Origin of the sequence: Streptomyces sp. NPDC050842, assembly GCF_044456565.1 — a bacterium.
Taxonomy (GTDB): Bacteria; Actinomycetota; Actinomycetes; order Streptomycetales; family Streptomycetaceae; genus Streptomyces.
In genome coordinates this window covers 89,537-106,751 of sequence record NZ_JBITGA010000001.1, presented here as the reverse complement: position 1 = coordinate 106,751, position 17,215 = coordinate 89,537, and the positions used below count along the sequence as shown (strand labels likewise).

General features: G+C 74.0%; 12 protein-coding genes and 1 pseudogene. 9 read left to right on the top strand and 4 right to left on the bottom strand.

Annotation, left to right across the window (positions count from 1 at the left end):
• Positions 1 to 22: 22 nt before the first annotated feature.
• Positions 23 to 763 carry a GntR family transcriptional regulator gene (locus ACIBG6_RS00510; RefSeq protein WP_399220242.1) on the bottom strand — a complete coding sequence of 247 codons (741 nt, stop codon included), beginning with the start codon at positions 761 to 763 and terminating at the stop codon, positions 23 to 25.
• 279 nt (positions 764 to 1,042) lie between these two features.
• Complete coding sequence (gene sigJ, locus ACIBG6_RS00505) at positions 1,043 to 1,948, bottom strand: RNA polymerase sigma factor SigJ (RefSeq protein ID WP_399220241.1); 906 nt, start codon at positions 1,946 to 1,948, stop codon at positions 1,043 to 1,045.
• Between the two features lie 119 nt (positions 1,949 to 2,067).
• Here sigJ and ACIBG6_RS00500 point away from each other — a divergent pair, with 119 nt between their 5' ends.
• The gene (locus ACIBG6_RS00500) at positions 2,068 to 2,898 is read left to right on the top strand and encodes an alpha/beta fold hydrolase (RefSeq protein ID WP_399220240.1); all 831 of its coding nucleotides are present in this window, start codon (positions 2,068 to 2,070) and stop codon (positions 2,896 to 2,898) included.
• A gap of 39 nt (positions 2,899 to 2,937) precedes the next feature.
• Here the strand turns inward: ACIBG6_RS00500 and ACIBG6_RS00495 are convergent.
• A pseudogene (locus ACIBG6_RS00495) lies at positions 2,938 to 3,774 on the bottom strand (EamA family transporter); the annotation flags it as partial.
• A gap of 234 nt (positions 3,775 to 4,008) precedes the next feature.
• On the opposite strand from ACIBG6_RS00495, the gene ACIBG6_RS00490 reads away from it, so the two are divergent.
• The 3 genes from ACIBG6_RS00490 (at position 4,009) to ACIBG6_RS00480 (ending at position 7,176) form a co-directional block, all read left to right on the top strand.
• Positions 4,009 to 5,040, top strand: a complete 1,032-nt coding sequence (locus ACIBG6_RS00490; RefSeq protein WP_399221140.1) for a PucR family transcriptional regulator — start codon at positions 4,009 to 4,011, stop codon at positions 5,038 to 5,040.
• A gap of 138 nt (positions 5,041 to 5,178) precedes the next feature.
• Positions 5,179 to 5,694, top strand: coding sequence for a hypothetical protein (locus ACIBG6_RS00485; protein ID WP_399220239.1), 516 nt, complete (start codon positions 5,179 to 5,181; stop codon positions 5,692 to 5,694).
• Positions 5,695 to 5,736: 42 nt separating this feature from the next.
• Positions 5,737 to 7,176, top strand: a complete 1,440-nt coding sequence (locus ACIBG6_RS00480; RefSeq protein ID WP_399220238.1) for a flotillin family protein — start codon at positions 5,737 to 5,739, stop codon at positions 7,174 to 7,176.
• Between the two features lie 14 nt (positions 7,177 to 7,190).
• Here ACIBG6_RS00480 and ACIBG6_RS00475 read toward each other — a convergent pair whose 3' ends face one another.
• Positions 7,191 to 8,654 (bottom strand): MFS transporter, encoded by a 1,464-nt coding sequence (locus ACIBG6_RS00475; protein WP_399220237.1) that lies wholly within the window; start codon positions 8,652 to 8,654, stop codon positions 7,191 to 7,193.
• Positions 8,655 to 8,757: 103 nt separating this feature from the next.
• Here ACIBG6_RS00475 and ACIBG6_RS00470 point away from each other — a divergent pair, with 103 nt between their 5' ends.
• The 5 genes from ACIBG6_RS00470 to ACIBG6_RS00450 all read left to right on the top strand — a co-directional run bounded on the left by ACIBG6_RS00470 (position 8,758) and on the right by ACIBG6_RS00450 (position 17,150).
• Positions 8,758 to 9,609, top strand: a complete 852-nt coding sequence (locus ACIBG6_RS00470; protein ID WP_399220236.1) for a helix-turn-helix transcriptional regulator — start codon at positions 8,758 to 8,760, stop codon at positions 9,607 to 9,609.
• Positions 9,610 to 9,753: 144 nt separating this feature from the next.
• Positions 9,754 to 11,205 (top strand): PLP-dependent aminotransferase family protein, encoded by a 1,452-nt coding sequence (locus ACIBG6_RS00465; RefSeq protein WP_399221139.1) that lies wholly within the window; start codon positions 9,754 to 9,756, stop codon positions 11,203 to 11,205.
• A 99-nt stretch (positions 11,206 to 11,304) separates the two neighbouring features.
• The gene (locus tag ACIBG6_RS00460; protein WP_399220235.1) at positions 11,305 to 12,891 is read left to right on the top strand and encodes an alkaline phosphatase D family protein; all 1,587 of its coding nucleotides are present in this window, start codon (positions 11,305 to 11,307) and stop codon (positions 12,889 to 12,891) included.
• Between the two features lie 91 nt (positions 12,892 to 12,982).
• Positions 12,983 to 14,425 (top strand): SWIM zinc finger family protein, encoded by a 1,443-nt coding sequence (locus ACIBG6_RS00455; RefSeq protein WP_399220234.1) that lies wholly within the window; start codon positions 12,983 to 12,985, stop codon positions 14,423 to 14,425.
• Between the two features lie 64 nt (positions 14,426 to 14,489).
• Positions 14,490 to 17,150, top strand: coding sequence for a DUF6493 family protein (locus ACIBG6_RS00450; RefSeq protein ID WP_399220232.1), 2,661 nt, complete (start codon positions 14,490 to 14,492; stop codon positions 17,148 to 17,150).
• The last annotated feature ends 65 nt before the right edge of the window (positions 17,151 to 17,215 follow it).

Below are 17,215 nucleotides of genomic sequence, written 5' to 3'. Positions count from 1 at the left end.
GTGCGTGCGGTGTGGCGAGTGCCTAGGAGGCCATCACCAGGTCGACCGAGTCACCGAAGGTGAGGCGGCAGGTGTCGGCACGGTACGTGGCCACCGAGACGGCGGCGGTGCGCCCCTCGGAGAGGTAACGGGTCGTCACGACGAGGACGGGCGCGCCGGGCAGCCGGTCGAGCTCCTTGGCGTCGTCGGCGCGGGCCGAACCGAGCTCCACGGAGCGGTCCTGGCCGTCGAGGGCGAGGTGCTGGAGCTCGCGCAGCACCGTGCGGGCGCTGGCGGGTCCGGCGGGGGTGTCGATGGCGCTGAGCCCCGGCACCGATGCGGCGGGCACGTACAGCAGCTCGGCGGCGACCGACTGGCCCTGGGTGACGCGGATGCGGCGCACGATGTGCACCCGCTCGTCCGGGGCGGTCTCCAGGACGCGCGCGACGACGGCCGGGGCCACGTCGCTCACCGAGTCCTGGGGCTGCCAGGTCTCGTCGCCGACGCCGGGCCAGGCGTGCTGGGCGGTGGAGACGTCCACGCCGACGCGCGGCGGGGCGACCGTGGTGCCGACGCCGCGGCGGCGCTGGAGGCGGCCTTCCAGCTCCAGCTGCTCCAGGGCCTGGCGGAGCGTGGCACGGGCGACGCCGAAGCGCGCCGCGAGCTCCCGCTCGTTGGGCAGGATCTCTCCGACGGCGAAGTCCGAGTCGAGCGCTTCGCCGATCACTGTCTTGAGGTGCTGGTACTTCGGCTCCGGTACCGATTCCAGCTGCGTGGTCCCCACCCTGATCCTCCGCAAATTCGCCGTGTCCCGCGGCGTTTTTCCGCGCCCTTGTTTATTAAAGGTTCCTGCACTAACTCTGCGACCATAAGGCGAGCCACCCCCTTGGTCAAGACCAATCCTCCGTCAAACGACCCCGAATGTGACCCTCTGACCTAGATCGTTCACAGGACGTTCGCGCCCCCGTGTGCCCGACGCAGCAAACGGCCCCGCCTCCCGGGGCGGGAGACGGGGCCGGAGGCAGGGTCAGGGCGGGGTCGGAGGCTGGGTCGGGGCAGGACTTCAGAGGTCGGCGAGGCCCTGGAGCTTGTCGGGGTTGCGGATGATGTAGACGCACTGGACGCGCCCGTCGCGTACCTCGATCTGGAAGACCGAGTCCGGCCGGCCGTCCACGAAGGCGATCACGGCGGGGGCGCCGTTGAGCTCGGCGAAGCGGTAGTCGTACGTCGTGCCCGTCCCCGTCGCCACACCACGGAAGAAGCGGCCGATCTTGTCGGCGCCGTCGATGATCCGCAGCGGGGCCTTGGACTTGCCTCCGCTGTCGCCGACGAGGCGCGCGTCCGGCGCGAGCAGGGTGACGAGCTCGCCGAGGTCGCCGCCGGCCGCGGCGGTGAGGAAGCGCTCGGTGAGGTCACGGCGCTCGGCCGGGTCGACGTCGTACCGCGGCTTGCCCTCGTCGACGTGCCGCCTGGCCCGGCCGGCGAGCTGGCGCACGGCCGCCTCGGAGCGGTCGAGCGCGGTGGCGATCTCCCCGAAGGGGAAACCGAAGGCCTCGCGCAGCACGAAGACGGCCCGCTCCAGGGGGGAGAGGGATTCCAGGACGACGAGGACGGCCAGGGAGACGGAGTCGGCGAGCAGGGCGCGCTCGGCAGTGTCGGGGGCGGTCGCCCCGAAGTCGGTGACGACGGGTTCGGGCAGCCAGGGGCCGACGTAGGACTCGCGGCGCGCCTGGGCCTGTCGCAGCCGGTCGATGGCGAGTCTGGTGGTGATCCGTACGAGGAAGGCGCGCGGCTCGCGGACGGAGGCGCGGTCCTCGGCGGTCCAGCGGAGCCAGGCCTCCTGGACGACGTCCTCGGCGTCGGCGGCACGCCCGAGCATCCGGTAGGCGACACCGAGGAGCATCCGGCGGTGCTCCTCGAAGAGGTCGGTCAGGGTGTCGGTCGGCGTGGTCGGGATATCGGTGGGCACCCTGCCATCCCAGCCGACCGCTGCCGCGCTGTCCAGTTCCGACTCCCGGTCTTGAACTACTGGCTACCGAACGGTAATTCTTGCTGACGAGTCGTCTAAGGAACTTCAGGGGAGCCGGAATGCCCACACGGATCGCGTTCTCGATCGGGACCCCGTCGGGTCCCCGCACGACGTCCCTCGCGTACGAACGGAGGGGCTCGGGTGAACCCCTGCTGCTGCTCCACGGCATCGGGCACCACTGGCAGGCCTGGGAGCCGGTGCTCGACATCCTCGCCACCGAGCGCGAGGTGATCGCCGTCGACCTGCCCGGCTTCGGCGCCTCGGACGCCCTTCCGGAGGGCTGCCCCTACGGCCTCCCCACCGTCGTCCCGGTGCTCGGCGCCTTCTGCGAGGCCGTCGGCTTCGCCCGGCCGCACGTCGCGGGGAACTCCCTGGGCGGGCTGCTCGCGCTGGAGCTCGGCCGGGAGAAGCTGGTGCGCTCGGTGACCGCCCTCTCCCCCGCGGGCTTCTGGTCGGAGAGCGAGCGGCGGTACGCCTTCGGGACCCTGCGGGCCATGCGGGGCGCGGCCCTGTCGCTGCCCGTGCCGCTGATCGAGCGGCTCTCCCGTACCCCCGTCGGGCGGACCGTGCTCACCAGCACCATCTACGCGCGCCCCGGCCGGCGTTCAGCCGAGGCGGTCGTCGCCGAGACCCTCGCCCTGCGCACGGCCTCCGGCTTCCACCAGACCCTGGTCGCCGGCCGGAACGCGCCCACCCCCGGGGACGTGCCCGGCATCCCGGTCACCGTCGCCTGGGGCACCAAGGACCGGCTGCTCCTGCGCCGCCAGGGCGTCCGCGCCAAGCACGCCCTGCCCGGCGCCCGGCTCGTGCGGCTGCCCGGCTGCGGCCATGTGCCCATGCACGACGACCCGGCTCTCGTCGCCCGCGTGATCCTGGACGGCAGCCGCTGACCTCTTACGGCTGAACAGGCCGGTGCCCAGCGCGGCCCCGGCTCCCACGAGGAGGCCGCCGGCCGCCTGCGGGAGCCCGAAGGCGGCACCCGCGACGAGGGCGGCGCTCAGTGCGGCGGCGACCGGGATCGCCCCGGTGTAGAGGGTGGCCCGCTCCATGCCGATCCGCTGGACGCCCATATAGAAGAGGACGAATCCGACGACCGTGGCCAGGGCCGCCTGCCAGACCAGGGCGCCCGTCTCCACGGCCGTCGGAATCCGGACGAAGTCGGCCCCGTCGACGGCGAGGCCGACGAGCGTCGCCTCGACCGCGCCGATCCCGCACACGGCGGCGGTCAGCAGCTTCGGCCCGAGCAGGCGCAGCACCGGTACGGCGAGCACGGTGAACCCGACCTCGCCCACGAGCGCCGCCACCGACCAGCCGATCCCCGCCAGGTCCGTCCGCCCCCAGCCCTGCACGGTGAAGGCACCGGCGGCGACGAGCAGAGCCCCGTACAGGACGGCGGGGGCGGGCCTGCGGCCCTCGGTCAGCGGGACGAGGACGGCGACGACGACCGGGGCGCAGCCGACCAGGACACCGGGAACGGCCGGTTCCGCCGTCCGTTCGGCGGCGAGCACCGCGAGGTTGAAGCCGACCATGCCGACGGCCGCGACGGCGGCGAGCCGCATCCAGTGGCGGAGCGTCAGGGCCCGGAGCGGGGCGAGTCCGCCGCGGCCGAGCAGCGGGAGCAGGAGCAGACAGGCCGCGGCGTACCGCAGGGCCTGCCCGCCCGCGTACGGATAGGCACCGAGGAGGCTGTTGGCGGTGAAGGAGGCGCCCACGAGGGCGTAGGCGAGGGTCACGAGGAGGACGCCGCGCAGGGAGTTCGCGTTCATGGTCCCGACGCTAGGAAGCGGCGCGGTCCTGGTTAAGGTCCACTTTCCCGGCGCCATCGGGGACCACTTCCGTCCCTGGGCCGTTCCTGGGCCATTCCTGGGCCCATTCCTGGGCCGTTCCTGGGCCGGGCGGACGGCGTGTCACCCTTGGTCTCCGTGCGTCAGGAACTCGTCAAGGCGCGGAGGGCAGGGGCGGGAGGGGCCGTGACGGAGAGGGAGCCGATCGAGGGGTACATGGAGGGGTACGCCGAGATCCTGACCGGCGTGTGCGCGGAGGGCCGCAGACTCACCCGTGACGAGCGCGATGCCCTGCGTTCCCGGGGGGAGCGGGCCGCGGAGGTCGGCATCGGCCTGCGGGTCCTCGTCCGCGCCCATCTCTCGGCCGCGCAGCGGGTCCTCCCCGACGTGCCGCACTCCGCCGTCGGTCACCTCCTGAGCGCCATGGAGCAGGCCGTCGACGCCTTCGCCGAGGGACACGAGCGGGCGCAGCGGCTCGCGATCCGTCAGGAGGAGGCCGCGCGACGGGAGTTCGTCGACGACCTGCTGTACGGGCGCAGCGACCTGGGGAGGCTCGCCGAGCGTGCGGTGCGCTTCGGGCTGCTCCTGTCGCACGCCCATGCCGTGGCCGTGGCACGGGGCCCGGAGCCGTACGACGACGGCTGCGCGGTCACCCGGGCCGTCGAGTCGTCGCTCTTCGCCCGCTTCGGCGACCGGCGGATCCTGCTCACGACGAAGGACGGCCGGCTGATCTGCGTAGCGCCCGCCGACGAGCCCGAGGTGCTCACCCACTTCGCCAAGCAGGCGTACGCGGCGACCGGCGGCGGCCAGGTCGCGGTCGGCCGCGGGCACCCGGGCGCCGGCGGTGTCGTCCACTCGTACGAGGAAGCCCTCAACGCCCTCGACCTCGCCGCCCGCATGGACCTGGACGACCCGGTCCTGTACGCCGCGGACCTCCTCGTCTACCCGGTGCTCGCCCGCGACCGGCAGGCGATGGCCGATCTCGTCCACACCGTGCTGGGCCCGCTCCAGCAGGCGCGCGGGGGCCCGAAGCCCCTGCTCGACACCCTCACCGCGTACTTCGACACCGGTTGCGTCACCGCGCAGGCGGCCCGCCGCCTCAGCCTCAGCGTGCGGGCGATGACGTACCGCCTCGATCGCATCCACCGGCTGACGGGCTCGGATCCCGGCGATCCGGTCCAGCGCTACACACTCCAGACGGCCGTCGTCGGGGCGCGGCTCCTCGGCTGGCCCGACCAGCCGTTGTGAATCCGGAGCGCCCGCCTCGTCCCTGACGGCATCAAGAGCGCGTAAAGATTGCCGGGATACGGCAATGACCATCCGTGCTGTTCCGTGGAAGCATCCTCGTGGGGGCGGAACAGGGTCGCCCGGAACGGGGTGGCGCGCATGGGGTGGTTTCTGGGTCTCGGCAGTGCGGGTCTCGTCCTGCTGGCCCTCTCGCTCGTCTTCGACGGCATCCTCGAAGGGTTCTTCGAGTCGATCGGAGGCGGACTCAGCGGACTCGACGGGGTCCTGTCGCTGCCGGTGATCGCCGGTTTCGTGTCGGCCCTCGGGTTCAGCGGGGCCATCGCGACGGGCGCCGCGGGTGCCGGGGCCGTGGCCTCGACCCTCACGGGCATCGCCGTGGGCGCCGTCGTGGCCTGGCTCACCTGGCGGTTCAGCCGGGCGCTGCTCCGGGACGGCGCGGCGCCCGCGCCTCGGGGCGAGGACCTCACGGGTACGTCGGGTGCGGTGGTCACGGCCATTCCCGCCGACGGCTATGGCGAGGTGCTGCTGTATCTGGGCGGGCAGCCGGTGAAGTACGCGGCGAAGGCCGCGGAGCCGGTGGCGCGGGGCACCGAGGTGTGGGTGGAGTCCGTGCCGTCGCCGACGTCGGTGACCGTCCGCCCCGTCGAGCATTGACCCCGCCCTCTCCCACTCACTTCCATCCAAGGGGAATTCACCATGAGTCCTGTCCTGGCCGCCGTCGTGGGCATCGTCGTCCTCGTCGTGCTCCTCGGCCTGGCCGTCGTCACCCGCTACAAGGTCGCCGGGCCTAGCGAGGCGTTCATCATCACGGGCCGCCGCGGCAAGCAGGCGACCGATCCCGCGACCGGGCGGGTGTTCACCGACAACAGCGGCCAGAAGGTCGTGGTCGGCGGCGGAGTGTTCGTCGTGCCGTTCGTGCAGCAGAAGTTCACCCTCGACCTGTCGAGCCGGCACATCCCCGTCGCGGTACGCGGCGCGGTCACCCTGCGCGGGGTGAAGGCCAACCTGGAGGGCGTCGCGATCGTCAAGGTCGGCGGCACCGAGGACTCGATCCGGGCGGCCGCGCAGCGGTTCCTCATGCAGCAGGACGGCATCGTCGGCTTCACGCAGGAAGTGCTGTCCGGCGCGCTCCGGTCCATCGTCGGCCGCATGTCGGTCGAGGACATCATCCGGGACCGCGCCGCCTTCGCCGGGCAGGTCGCCGAGGAGGCCGAGGCGAGCCTGTCCGGGCAGGGCCTGGTCCTCGACGCCTTCCAGATCCAGGACATCACCACCGAGGGCTCCTACCTGGAGGACCTGGGGCGCCCCGAGGCCGCCCGCGCCAAGCAGGAGGCGGACATCGCCGAGGCCGTCGCCCGCCGCGCCGCCGAACAGGCCCGGCTGAAGGCGGAGGAGGAGATCGCGATCGCGCAGCGGACCCTCTACCTGAAGCAGGCCGAGATCAAGGCCCAGACCGACGAGGCCGCGGCCCAGGCCAACGCGGCGGGTCCGCTCGCCGACGCCGCACGCCAGCAGGACATCCTGGCCGAGCAGGAGAAGGTCGCCGCACGCCAGGCCGCGCTCACCGACCGTCAGCTCGACACCCAGGTCCGCAAGCCCGCCGACGCGGCCCGCTACCAGGCCGAGCAGGAGGCCGAGGCGCGCCGTATCGGCCTGGTCAAGCAGGCCGAGGCCGACGCCCAGCGGGCCAGGCTCACCGGTGAGGGCGAGAAGGCCCACCGCGCGGCCCTCGCCGACGCCGTGCGCATCGAGGGCGAGGCGGAGGCCGCGGCCATCGCGGCGAAGGGTGCCGCCGAGGCCGAGGCGATGGAGAAGAAGGCCGACGCCTTCGACCGGTACGGCGACGCCGCCGTCCTCCAGATGCTCGTCGAGGTCCTGCCGCAGGTCGTCGCCAAGGCGTCCGAGCCGCTCTCGGCCGTCGACAAGCTGACCGTCATCTCCACGGACGGGGCGAGCCAGTTGACCCGTACGGTCACCGACAACGTCGCCCAGGGCATGGAACTCCTCTCCTCCACGACGGGAGTCGACCTCGCCCAGCTCCTCCAGGGCTTCACCCAGCGGAAGCCCGTACCGGCGCGGACCGGACCGGCGCCCGCTGTGCCGTCCGACGACGGGTCGATCGAGATCACCGGCTAGGGCCGGACAGGGTCCTAGGGCCTGTCCGCGGCCTTCGGCAGGTGGCGGAGGGAGAGGACGCCGAGGGCGGCGTGGAGGACGGCCGCGACGGCGGCGGCGGTGTGCAGGCCGGTGACGAAGGCCGACTTCGCGTCCTCGGTCACGGCGGGTACGAGGCCGGGGATCCGGAGTGTCTCGTCGAGGGTGCCGGCGACATCGGGTCCCTGGAGCCGGAAGACGAGGGCGGCCAGCGAGCCGAGCAGCGCGATGCCGAGGGCGTTGCCGAGCTCGTTGCCGGTCTCGGCGATCGCCGCCGCGGCCCCGGCGCGTTCCGCGGGGACCGCGGCGACGGCCGTGTCGGCGACGACGCTGAAGGAGATCCCGTAACCGACACCGGCGACGACGGTGGAGGCGACGTACCAGCCGATGCCGCCGGAGACGCCGGTCGCCGACAGCAGGAACAGGCCCGCGGCGACGAGGAAGTGGCAGGTGACGAGCGCGGCCCGGGTGCCGGTGCGGGCGGCGATCGCCGGGGTGACGACGCAGGTCACGGTGAGGACGGCGGCGCCCGGGAGCGCGACGAGGGCCGCGTCGAGGACGGTCAGCCCCAGCACGGACTGGAGGTAGACGCCGCCGAGGTAGGCCGCCGCCGACCATGCGGCCAGCGGCAGAAAACCGGTCACGGCCGCGATCGCGAACACCCGGTCGCGGAAGAGACGGAAGTCGATCAGCGGGTGTTCGAGGCGCAGTTGCCGCCGGACGAACCACCCCAGGGTGACGACGCCGGCCGCCCCCGCGACCACCGGGGCCACCGCCGGCCCTTCCGCGGCGGCGGACTTGATCGCGTAGACGGTCAGCAGGATGCCCACGGCGGAGAGCGGAACACTCACGACGTCGACGCGGCCGCTCCCGGTGGCGCGTACCTCGCGGAGCAGGACCGGGGCCAGTGCCAGGAAGAGGAGGACGACGGGGAGATTGATCAGGAAGACCGACCCCCACCAGAAGCTGCTCAGCAGCCGTCCGCCGACGACCGGGCCGATCGCGAAACCGGCGGCGAAGGTGGCCGCGAAGACGCCGATCGCCTTCGCCCGCCGACGCGGATCGGTGAAGAGCTCACCGAGCACCGCGAGCGCCGACGGCAGCAGCGTGGCCCCGGCCACCCCCATCAACGCCCGGAAGGCGATCAGCAGTTCGGGACCGGGGGCGAAGGCCGCTCCCGCCGAGGCCGCGCCGAACACCGCCGCTCCGGTCATCAGCAGCCTCAGGCGCCCGTACCGGTCGCCGATGTTCCCGAACGCGATGAGCAGGGACCCGACGGCGAATCCGTAGACGTCCAGGATCCACAACGTCTGGCCGGCGGTCGGCGACAGCGCTTCGGCGACCGAGGGCATCGCGAGGAACAGGACCGAGCCGTCCATCGCGACGAGGAGGACCGGACCGAGGACGACGAGCAGACCGAGCCACGCGCGCGGACCGGGCGAAGGGGTAACGGGATTCATGCGTCCGACGGTGGGCCACCGTCCGCCCGCCAGCCATCCCCGCGTCGTGGGTACACCCGACAGGTACACCCACGCACGGACCAGGCCGCCTACGCTCGCGGTCATGGAACTGGAGAGCCTCGGCGCCTATCTCAAGACCCGCCGCGACCGGGTCACGCCCGCCGACGTCGGACTCCGCGCGTACGGCACCGCCCGCCGTGTCCCAGGTCTGCGCCGCGAGGAGCTCGCCCAGCTCGCCGGGGTGAGCGCCGGCTACTACACGCGGCTGGAGCAGGGGCAGCCCGGTACGGCGTCCCGGCAGGTCCTCGACGCGCTCGCGGGCGTGCTCCGGCTCGATGCGGCCGAGAGGACCCATCTGCACAACCTGGCCCGTCAGCCCACCACGCCCCACCTCGTCCGGCCCCGCCCGGAGAAGCCGCACCGACGGGTGCTGTCGCTCCTGGCGTCCCTGGGAGAGAGGACGCCGGCCGTGGTGCTCGGCCGGCGCGGGGACGTCCTGGCCTGGAACCGCACCGGGCATGCCCTCGTCGCGGAGCACGTCGACTTCGAGGCACCCCACGATCCCGCGCGGCGGCCGTCCCTACCGAGGATGTTCTTCCTCGACTCCCTCACCCGGGACCTGCACGGCAACTGGGACGAGCTGGCCCGGACCCACGTCGCCTACCTGCGGCTCACCGCGGGCCGATATCCCACGGACGCGCGCCTGGCCGAACTGATCGGCGAACTCGCCATGCGCAGCCAGGCCTTCACCCGGCTGTGGTCCAAGGGCGACGTCGCGGACTGCACCGTGGGCACGATGCGCCTGCGACACCCGACCGTCGGCGGGGTCGACATCGACTACCAGGTATGGCTCCAGCCCGAGAGCCCCGACCACCGCCTGGAGGTCTACACCCCCAACGACACCCCCTCGGCCGACGCACTGCGCCTGCTGGCCGACCAGGTCGCCGACCGGTAGGCGCCTGGCCCCTCGGAGGAGCGCCACATCCCCGGCACGGCATACTCGTCGGGAGCGGACCCCCAGGGACAGGATCGTGAGGCGGACGTGTCATCGCCCCGGACGAGACGAACGCGTGACGGTCACGGCATCGCGGCGGACGGGATTCCTCCGCATGTACGTCCGCCCGGGCCGCCCGTCGCGGAGGCGGGTCCAGTCGCGCAGCCGGCCTGGGAGTTGCTCCTGCCGACGGCCGGTGCCCCGGCGCGGCGGCGGGGGCGGGTCTTGCAGGAGGCGCTGCGGGACGCGGTGCGTTCCGGTCGGTTGACGCCGGGGACCCGGCTGCCGTCGAGCCGGGAGCTCGCGGCCGACCTCGGCGTCTCGCGGGGCCTGGTGACCGAGGCGTACGAACAGCTCACCGCCGAGGGGTACTTGCGCAGCGACCGGGGCGCGGGGACCTGGGTGGGCGGTGCGGCGCGCTCGGCCGTGCGCGGGGCGCTCGATCTCGCGCCCGGCGCGTCGGGGATCCAGGTGGACTTCCATCCGGGCACCCCCGACCTGTCGCTGTTCCCGAGGGCCGCGTGGGCGGCGGCCCAGCGGTCCGTCATGGCGCGGCTGCCGCACCCGGCTCTCGGCTACCCGGACCCGCGCGGACTGCCCGAGCTGCGCGAGGCGCTGGCGGGGATGCTGGCGCGGCGGCGGGGAGTGGTGGCCGATCCGGAGCGGCTCGTGGTCTGTTCGGGCGTGGCCCAGGCGTCGACGCTGATGGGCTTCGTGCTGCGGGCGCGGGGGGTGCGCACGGTGGGCATCGAGGATCCGGGCAGTCCGGAGCACGGGCGGCTGTTCGCCTCGACCGGCATGGACACGGTGTGGCTGCCGCTGGACGAGGAGGGGCTGCTGCCCGGGCCGCTCGCCGATTCCGGGGTGCGCGCGGTGGTCGTGACCCCCTCGCACCAGTTCCCGTCCGGGATCAGCTGGTCGGCGGAGCGGCGCGCCGCCCTCCTCGACTGGGCGCGGGCCGTCGACGGGTACGTCCTGGAGGACGACTACGACGGCGACTTCCGGTACGACCGGGCGCCGGTCGGCGCGCTCCAGGGGCTCGACCCGGAGCGCGTCGCGTACGCGGGCACGGTCAGCAAGTCGTTGGCGCCCGGGCTGCGGCTCGGCTGGATGCTCGTCCCCGGGGCGCTGCTCGGCGAGGTCGTCGAGCGCAAGCGGACGATGGACCTCGGCAATCCCGTACTCGATCAGGCGGTGCTCGCGGAGTTCGTGACGCGCGGCGCGTACGACCGGCAGCTGCGGCGGTGTCAGCGCGCCTACCGGGAGCGGCGGGACGCGCTGCTCGCCGCGCTCGACGAGCATCTGCCCGGCACCCGGGTGAGCGGTATCGCGGCCGGTCTGCACGTCATCGCGCGCGTGCCGGGGTGCTTCGGGCCTCCTGCGCGGTTCCTGGCACGGGCGGCGGAGGCGGGTGTGGCGCTGCGGCCGCTGGAGGAGTACGGCACGGCGCGGCCCTCCGACGGGGACGTACGGCTGGTCATCGGGTACGCGCATCTGTCGCCGTCCGTCATCACGCGGGGCGTCCGGCTGGTGGCCGAGGCCGTGGGCCGGGAGTGATCTGTTCACGCGGGGTTGGTGTGGGCGCCGCCCCCGGCCGTTAGGCAGGGGGCGGCGGCGCGCGACTCCCGTGCCCGGACACGCTTCTGGAGGTCTTCGATGTCCCACTCGGTGCCCGATTCCCCTCTCTCCCCCGCCCGGCGCGGTCTGCTGCGCGGGTCGCTGGCCGCCTCGGCGGCGCTCGCGCTCGGCGGCACCGGACTCGCGGCCCCGGCGTTCGCGCTCTCGGGGCGGCCGCGAGCCGCCTGGGGTGTGCAGACGGGCGACGTCACGGCCTCCTCCGGCCTGGTGTGGGTGCGATCGGACCGGCCCGCGCGCATGCTCGTCGAGACCTCGGCGAGCGAGTCGTTCCGGCGGGTACGCCGGCACCACGGGCCGCTGGTCGGCGCGGGCACGGACTTCACCGGCACGACCGCGCTGCGCGGGCTGCCGGCCGGCGAGCAGATCCACTACCGGGTGACGCTGGCGGACCCGGACGATCCGCGCCGGACGGGCGAGCCGGTCGTCGGCACCTTCCGCACCGCCCCGGAGCGTCGCCGCGACGGCGTCCGCTTCCTGTGGTCGGGCGACATCGCGGGCCAGGGCTGGGGCATCAATCCGGACATCGGGGGCTTCCGCGCGTACGAGGAGATGCGCCGCCTCGACCCGGACTTCTTCCTGTGCAGCGGCGACTCGATCTACGCCGACGGGGTCATCCAGCCGAGCGTGACGCTGCCGGACGGGCGGATCTGGCGGAACGTCACGACGCCGGAGAAGTCGAAGGTCGCGGAGACGCTCGACGAGTACCGGGGCAACTTCCGCTACAACCTGCTCGACCACAACGTCCGGGCGTTCAACGCGCAGGTGCCGTCGGTGGTGCAGTGGGACGACCACGAGGTGCGCAACAACTGGTACCCGGGGCAGATCCTGGACGACGCGCGCTACACCGAGAAGGACGTCGACGTCCTCGCCGCCCGTGCCCTGCACGCCTTCGGCGAGTACACGCCGGTGTCCACCCTCCACGCGCGCGGGCGGGAGAGTCGTATGCACCGCGTCGTGCGGTACGGGCCGCTGCTCGACGTGTTCGTGCTCGACATGAGGTCGTACCGGAACGCCAACTCCCCCGGCCGGCAGGCCGACGACACGACCGGCATCCTCGGCGCGGAGCAGCTGGCTTGGCTGAAGCGGGAGCTGGCGGCGTCCACGGCGGTGTGGAAGGTGCTCGCCGCGGACATGCCGCTGGGCCTGGTCGTGCCGGACGGGTCCGCGAACTTCGAGGCGATCGCGCAGGGCGACCCGGGCGTGCCGCTGGGCCGCGAGCTCCAGATCGCGGAGCTGCTGCGGTTCGTGAAGCACCGACGGATCACCGGCACGGTGTGGCTGACGGCGGACGTGCACTACACGTCGGCGCAGCACTACGCGCCGGAGCGGGCCGCCTTCCAGGACTTCGCGCCCTTCTGGGAGTTCGTGTCCGGTCCGCTGGCGGCGGGCGGCTTCCCGGCCAACGCGCTGGACGCGACGTTCGGTCCGGAGCGGGTCTTCGTCCGGGCGCCTGAGCGGGCGAACCTGTCGCCGATGGAGAGCCCGCAGTACTTCGGCGAGGTCGACATCGACGGCCACAGCGGCGAGCTGACGGTACGGCTGCGGGCCGAGGGCGGCTCGGTGCTGTTCAGCAAGGTGCTGCGGCCGGGGCTCGTCGGACAGTAAGTCCTGGTCAGAGGGGGTTCGGAGAGCGATAGGCAGGGCGGTAGGGCGAGGGCCCCGGTCATTGTCAGTGGGGGGCCCTACCGTTTTCTCCATGACGCGATCCGTACATGCGCTCGCCTACGCACGCCCTTCCGCACTGGAGTCCACGGGCTCCGGCCGGCTGCTCGGCCTGGAGACGGCCGGGGGGCTCACACCCCGGGGTGCCGAGGCCCATCCCCGCTTCTTCTCCGGCTTCCTGGCCGCTCCGCAGGTCGCCGCCCGCGGTCTGCTCGCGGTCGCCGACGTGGCGGCGGCCCGCTACCACCAGCGGACACGGCCGGCTTCGCTGGACCCGGTGGTGACGGGGAACGGGGACCGGCTGCGGTTCGAGTCCTTCTCCGGCTGCGGCGGGGTGTACGCGCGCCTGGACGTGCTCGACGAGGGGCTCGGCGGCGCGGAGACGGGCCACGGCACGACCAATGTGGACGTCAACAACCCGCTGCGCGAGGCGCTGTCGCGGATGACCGGGGACGATCCGCTGCATCTGCGGGTCGGCCCCGAGGAGATGGCGGTGACCACCCTCGCGGGGGCGGTCGTGGAGAAGAAGGTCCCGCTGCCGGACCGGTGGTTGCGGGGCTTCGCCGAGGCGCAGGTCGCCTCGGCCCGGTTCGACCTGCGGGCCGAACTCACGGGGACGGAGGCCGTCCGGTTCCTCCGGTCCCTGTCGCGCACCCAGGCCCGGGGGCGCGCCGCGCTGTGGATCGTCCCGGCGGGCCGGACGCTGCGTCCCACGACGCGGCCGGGTCCGGGTGCGGTGTGCCTGCCGGGCCCCGACCGGCTCGTCGCCCTGGAGCGGGTGCTGCGGCACGCGACGGGGCTGCGGGTGTACGGGCCGGTGCCGGACGGCGCGGCCACGGCGAGCGCCTGGGAGGTGACCCTGCCGGGCATGCGGCTCACGCTGACGCTCTCGCCCGACCCGGCGCGGGGCTTCTCCGGTGAGGGCGGGGTCCTGGAGGCGCTGGCGACGGAGGACGCCGCGCAGGACGCGGAGTTGGTCGCCGTGCTGCTGGCCTGGGAACCTCGGATCGACCTGGCGGACCTCGCGGCGCAGGCCGGTCTCACGGTCGACCGGGTGCGCGCGGCGCTGACCCGGCTGGGCACGGCGGGCCGCGTGGGGTACGACGTGGCGGAGGCGGCCTACTTCCACCGGGAGCTGCCGTACGACGCGGATCGCGCGGAGCGGCACAATCCTCGCCTGGTGAGCGCGCGCCGACTGGTCGCGGACGGCGCGGTGGAGCTCGAAGGAGCGCTGGCGACGGTGGCCTCGGGCGAGCGGCGCTACCGGGTCCGGGAGTCGGGCGGGGCGCTGAACTGTACGTGCCAGTGGTGGGCGGACCACCAGGGGCGGCGGGGTCCGTGCAAGCACGCGCTCGCGGTGCGGATGGTCCGGCGGGGCGCGTCGGCCGCCGAGCCGGTGCCGGGTGCGGAGCCGCAGATGGTGCCGGGTGCGGAGACGGAAGTGACGCCGGGGGCGGAGCCGGAGGCCGTGCGGTGACGGGGTGCGGGGCGGAGGAGCGGAAGATGGGGGCGGCGCAGTGACACGAGGGACGGAGAAGGCCGTGGGCACGACGAAGGCCGAGGGGGAAGGGCAGTCCGTGGGGGTCGAGAAGCTGGTCGAGGCGGTGCGCGGTGGGCGCGCCGACGAGGTGCCCTCCCTGTTGGAGGGGCTGGGGACGGCGGAGCGCGGTGCGGTCCTCGCGGAGCTGAAGTCGCTCCGTACCGAGGTGCGCGGCTGGGAGACGAAGCGCCCACGCGAGGCGGCCGACGTCCGGCGCGCGCTGTACGTCGCGGGGGCCGGCTGTCACCCGGGGGCGTCGGCGGCGGCGACCTGGCTCGGCAGCCGTGATCTGGCGCCCTGGCGCTCGGAGGGCAGTGGCCTGGTGCTCCAGGCGGTCGACGGCCGGTCTCCGGAGTGGCTGGCCGACGTGGCGGGCCGGCTCGCCGCACGGCCGGCCGTGGCGGAGCACAGTTACGAACTGATCCGGGGCCTCGTGGAGCGGGCCGGCTGCGCGGTGCCGGCAACCGACGGCTACGTCCTCGGCTGGGCGTGGCAGTTCCGCGCCGGCAGCCGCTGGCGGCGGTCGTTCGAGGGCCCCGAGCTCCTGGAGCGGCTGCGGGCGGATCCGCAGACACCGGTCCTGGCGCTCCACGCCCTCTCGATGGCGGAGAGCCCGGAGGGGTTGACCTGGACGGTCACCGAGGCTCCCCACGCGCACTGGCCCACGGCGGTCGCGGCGCTCGTCGGGGAAGGCGTGCTGGACCGGACCGAGGTCCTGGACGCCGCCCTGTCCCGGCTGTTGAGGGGCGGCCGACCGCGCGACCTGCGGTTCCCCATGGACGTGCTGCGGCTGGTCGAGCCGACGGAAGCGGAGTTCCGGGAGCGGGTCCCCGACCTCGTCGGGATGACGGCGGACACCCCGTCGCCGATCGCGGGGTACGCGCAGGAGGTACTGGCCGGGCTGGCGGTGGACGGGGGGCTGTCGACCGCCGCACTGGCCGAGATGACGAGCTCGGTGCTCTTCCGGACCGAGAAGAAGCTGGTGCGGGCCCAGTTGGCGCTGGTCGGCAAGGTGCTGGCGCGGGACCCCGGCGCGGCGGCCGAGCTGCTGCCCGCGGTCGCGGAGGTCTTCGGAAACGAGGACACCGACCTCCAGGGACGCGCGCTGAAGCTGGTGGGCCGCCACCTGTCCGCCGTGGACGACTCCGTACGACTGGAGCTCGCCGGTCAGGCCGGGCTGCTGAGCCCGGCGCACCGGCAGACGGCCGTGGAGCTGTTCGGGGATTCCCTGGAAGGCGACACCGGGCTCCCGTACGAGGAGATCCTGCCGCCCGTACCGGAGCCCCAGCCGGCCGGGCCCCCGGCGGCGACGATCGAGGAGCTCGTCGAGGGCATGCTGGCGAAGGGGGTCAACGACGATCCGGTGCGGTTCGAGCGGGCGCTCGACGGGCTGGTGCGGCACGCCCACCGGGACCGGGAAGCGCTGACGCGGGCGGTGCTGGAGGCCTTCACCACCAAGAGCTGGCAGGAGCCTCACCACTTCTCGAACGACTTCCGTCCGCTCCACGCCGTGCTCGCGGGATTCCTCGGGCTGCTCGAGCCGTCGTGGATCGAGGAACGGCGGGTGCGGGAACCGGGGAGCGCGGCCTGCCTCCACGAGACACTGACGGGCATCCGGGACGCGCGGCTGTGGGAGGCCTCCGCTCTGATCGGCACGGACGCGCTGCCCTTCCTCCTCGCTTCGCCGACCGTGAGCACCGGCGGTGTCGATCCCCTGGTGCTCGTCGAGCGGCTGCGCGCCTACCGGGACGCGGGCGTCGACCCCGCCCCCGTCGATCTGGCCCAGGCCCTGCTGCGGGTGCTGCGGACCGCCCCCGACGCCGGGCGGGCGGAGGTGGAGGCGTCGGCCCTCGGCACCGAGGCCGGTCAGCGCCTCGGCGCGTGGCTGCGGGCGGACGAGCCGTTGGCGGCGTCCGTACGGTTCCTCACACGGGAGGAGGACCGATCGCTGGAGAGACGGGGCGTCTTCCAGCGGGTGGTGGTCGAGCTCGCCGACCGGGCCATGGTGCGGGAGGAGTTCCCGCCCGCCTTCCGGTGGTTGGGCGGCACGCTGGAGACGGCGCCCCGCCGGTGCTACCACTGGGTCTCCGGCGGGGAGCACTGGGCCCCGATCCTGCCGGCCGACCGCGAGGTGCTCGCGGCCTGTTTCGTGCCGTCGCTCGCGCGCGGCGGCGGCTCGGGGGAGACGTCCGAACCGCTGACCGGGCTGGCCGAGGCGGAGGGCCGGGTGGGCCGGGCCGTCGCGGTCGCCCTCGCGCTCGCCCTGGGCGCCGGGGACGCCGACGACCGGCTGCGGGCCGTGGACGCGCTGCTCGTGCTCGGGTCCCGGGGCGATCTGGACGGCCGGAAGGTCGGCGAGGAACTGGCGTGGCTGGTCGCCGAGGGGTCGGTCAAGCCGAACCGGCTGGCGGACGCGGCCCGGACGGCGGCGGTCACGGGGGCGTACGGGACGGTCTGGGCGGTGCTCGAAGCGGCGCTCCCGGAGCTGCTGGGCGCCGGGAAGCCGGTGCGCGGCCTCGGCGAGGTGCTCGCGGTGGCGGCCGACTGCGTCGAGCGGTGCGGGGCGCGGGGTGAGCTTCCCGGGCTGGACGGCGTCGCTTCGGGCAAGGGCTCCTCGCAACTGGTCGTCCAGGCGAAGCGGCTGCGCGCCGCACTCGGCTAGGAGACCGATCAGGAGGCCGATCAGGAGGCCGATCAGGAGGCTGACCAAGGGGCCGATCAGACTGT

What these genes read in the sequence shown, in the direction of transcription:
- ACIBG6_RS00500 (WP_399220240.1), top strand. Translation starts at nt 2,068, where the DNA reads ATGCCCACACGGATCGCGTTCTCGATCGGGACCCCGTCGGGTCCCCGC.
- ACIBG6_RS00490 (WP_399221140.1), top strand. Translation starts at nt 4,009, where the DNA reads ATGGAGGGGTACGCCGAGATCCTGACCGGCGTGTGCGCGGAGGGCCGC.
- ACIBG6_RS00485 (WP_399220239.1), top strand. Translation starts at nt 5,179, where the DNA reads ATGGGGTGGTTTCTGGGTCTCGGCAGTGCGGGTCTCGTCCTGCTGGCC.
- ACIBG6_RS00480 (WP_399220238.1), top strand. Translation starts at nt 5,737, where the DNA reads ATGAGTCCTGTCCTGGCCGCCGTCGTGGGCATCGTCGTCCTCGTCGTG.
- ACIBG6_RS00475 (WP_399220237.1), bottom strand. Translation starts at nt 8,654, where the DNA reads ATGAATCCCGTTACCCCTTCGCCCGGTCCGCGCGCGTGGCTCGGTCTG.
- ACIBG6_RS00470 (WP_399220236.1), top strand. Translation starts at nt 8,758, where the DNA reads ATGGAACTGGAGAGCCTCGGCGCCTATCTCAAGACCCGCCGCGACCGG.
- ACIBG6_RS00460 (WP_399220235.1), top strand. Translation starts at nt 11,305, where the DNA reads ATGTCCCACTCGGTGCCCGATTCCCCTCTCTCCCCCGCCCGGCGCGGT.
- ACIBG6_RS00455 (WP_399220234.1), top strand. Translation starts at nt 12,983, where the DNA reads ATGACGCGATCCGTACATGCGCTCGCCTACGCACGCCCTTCCGCACTG.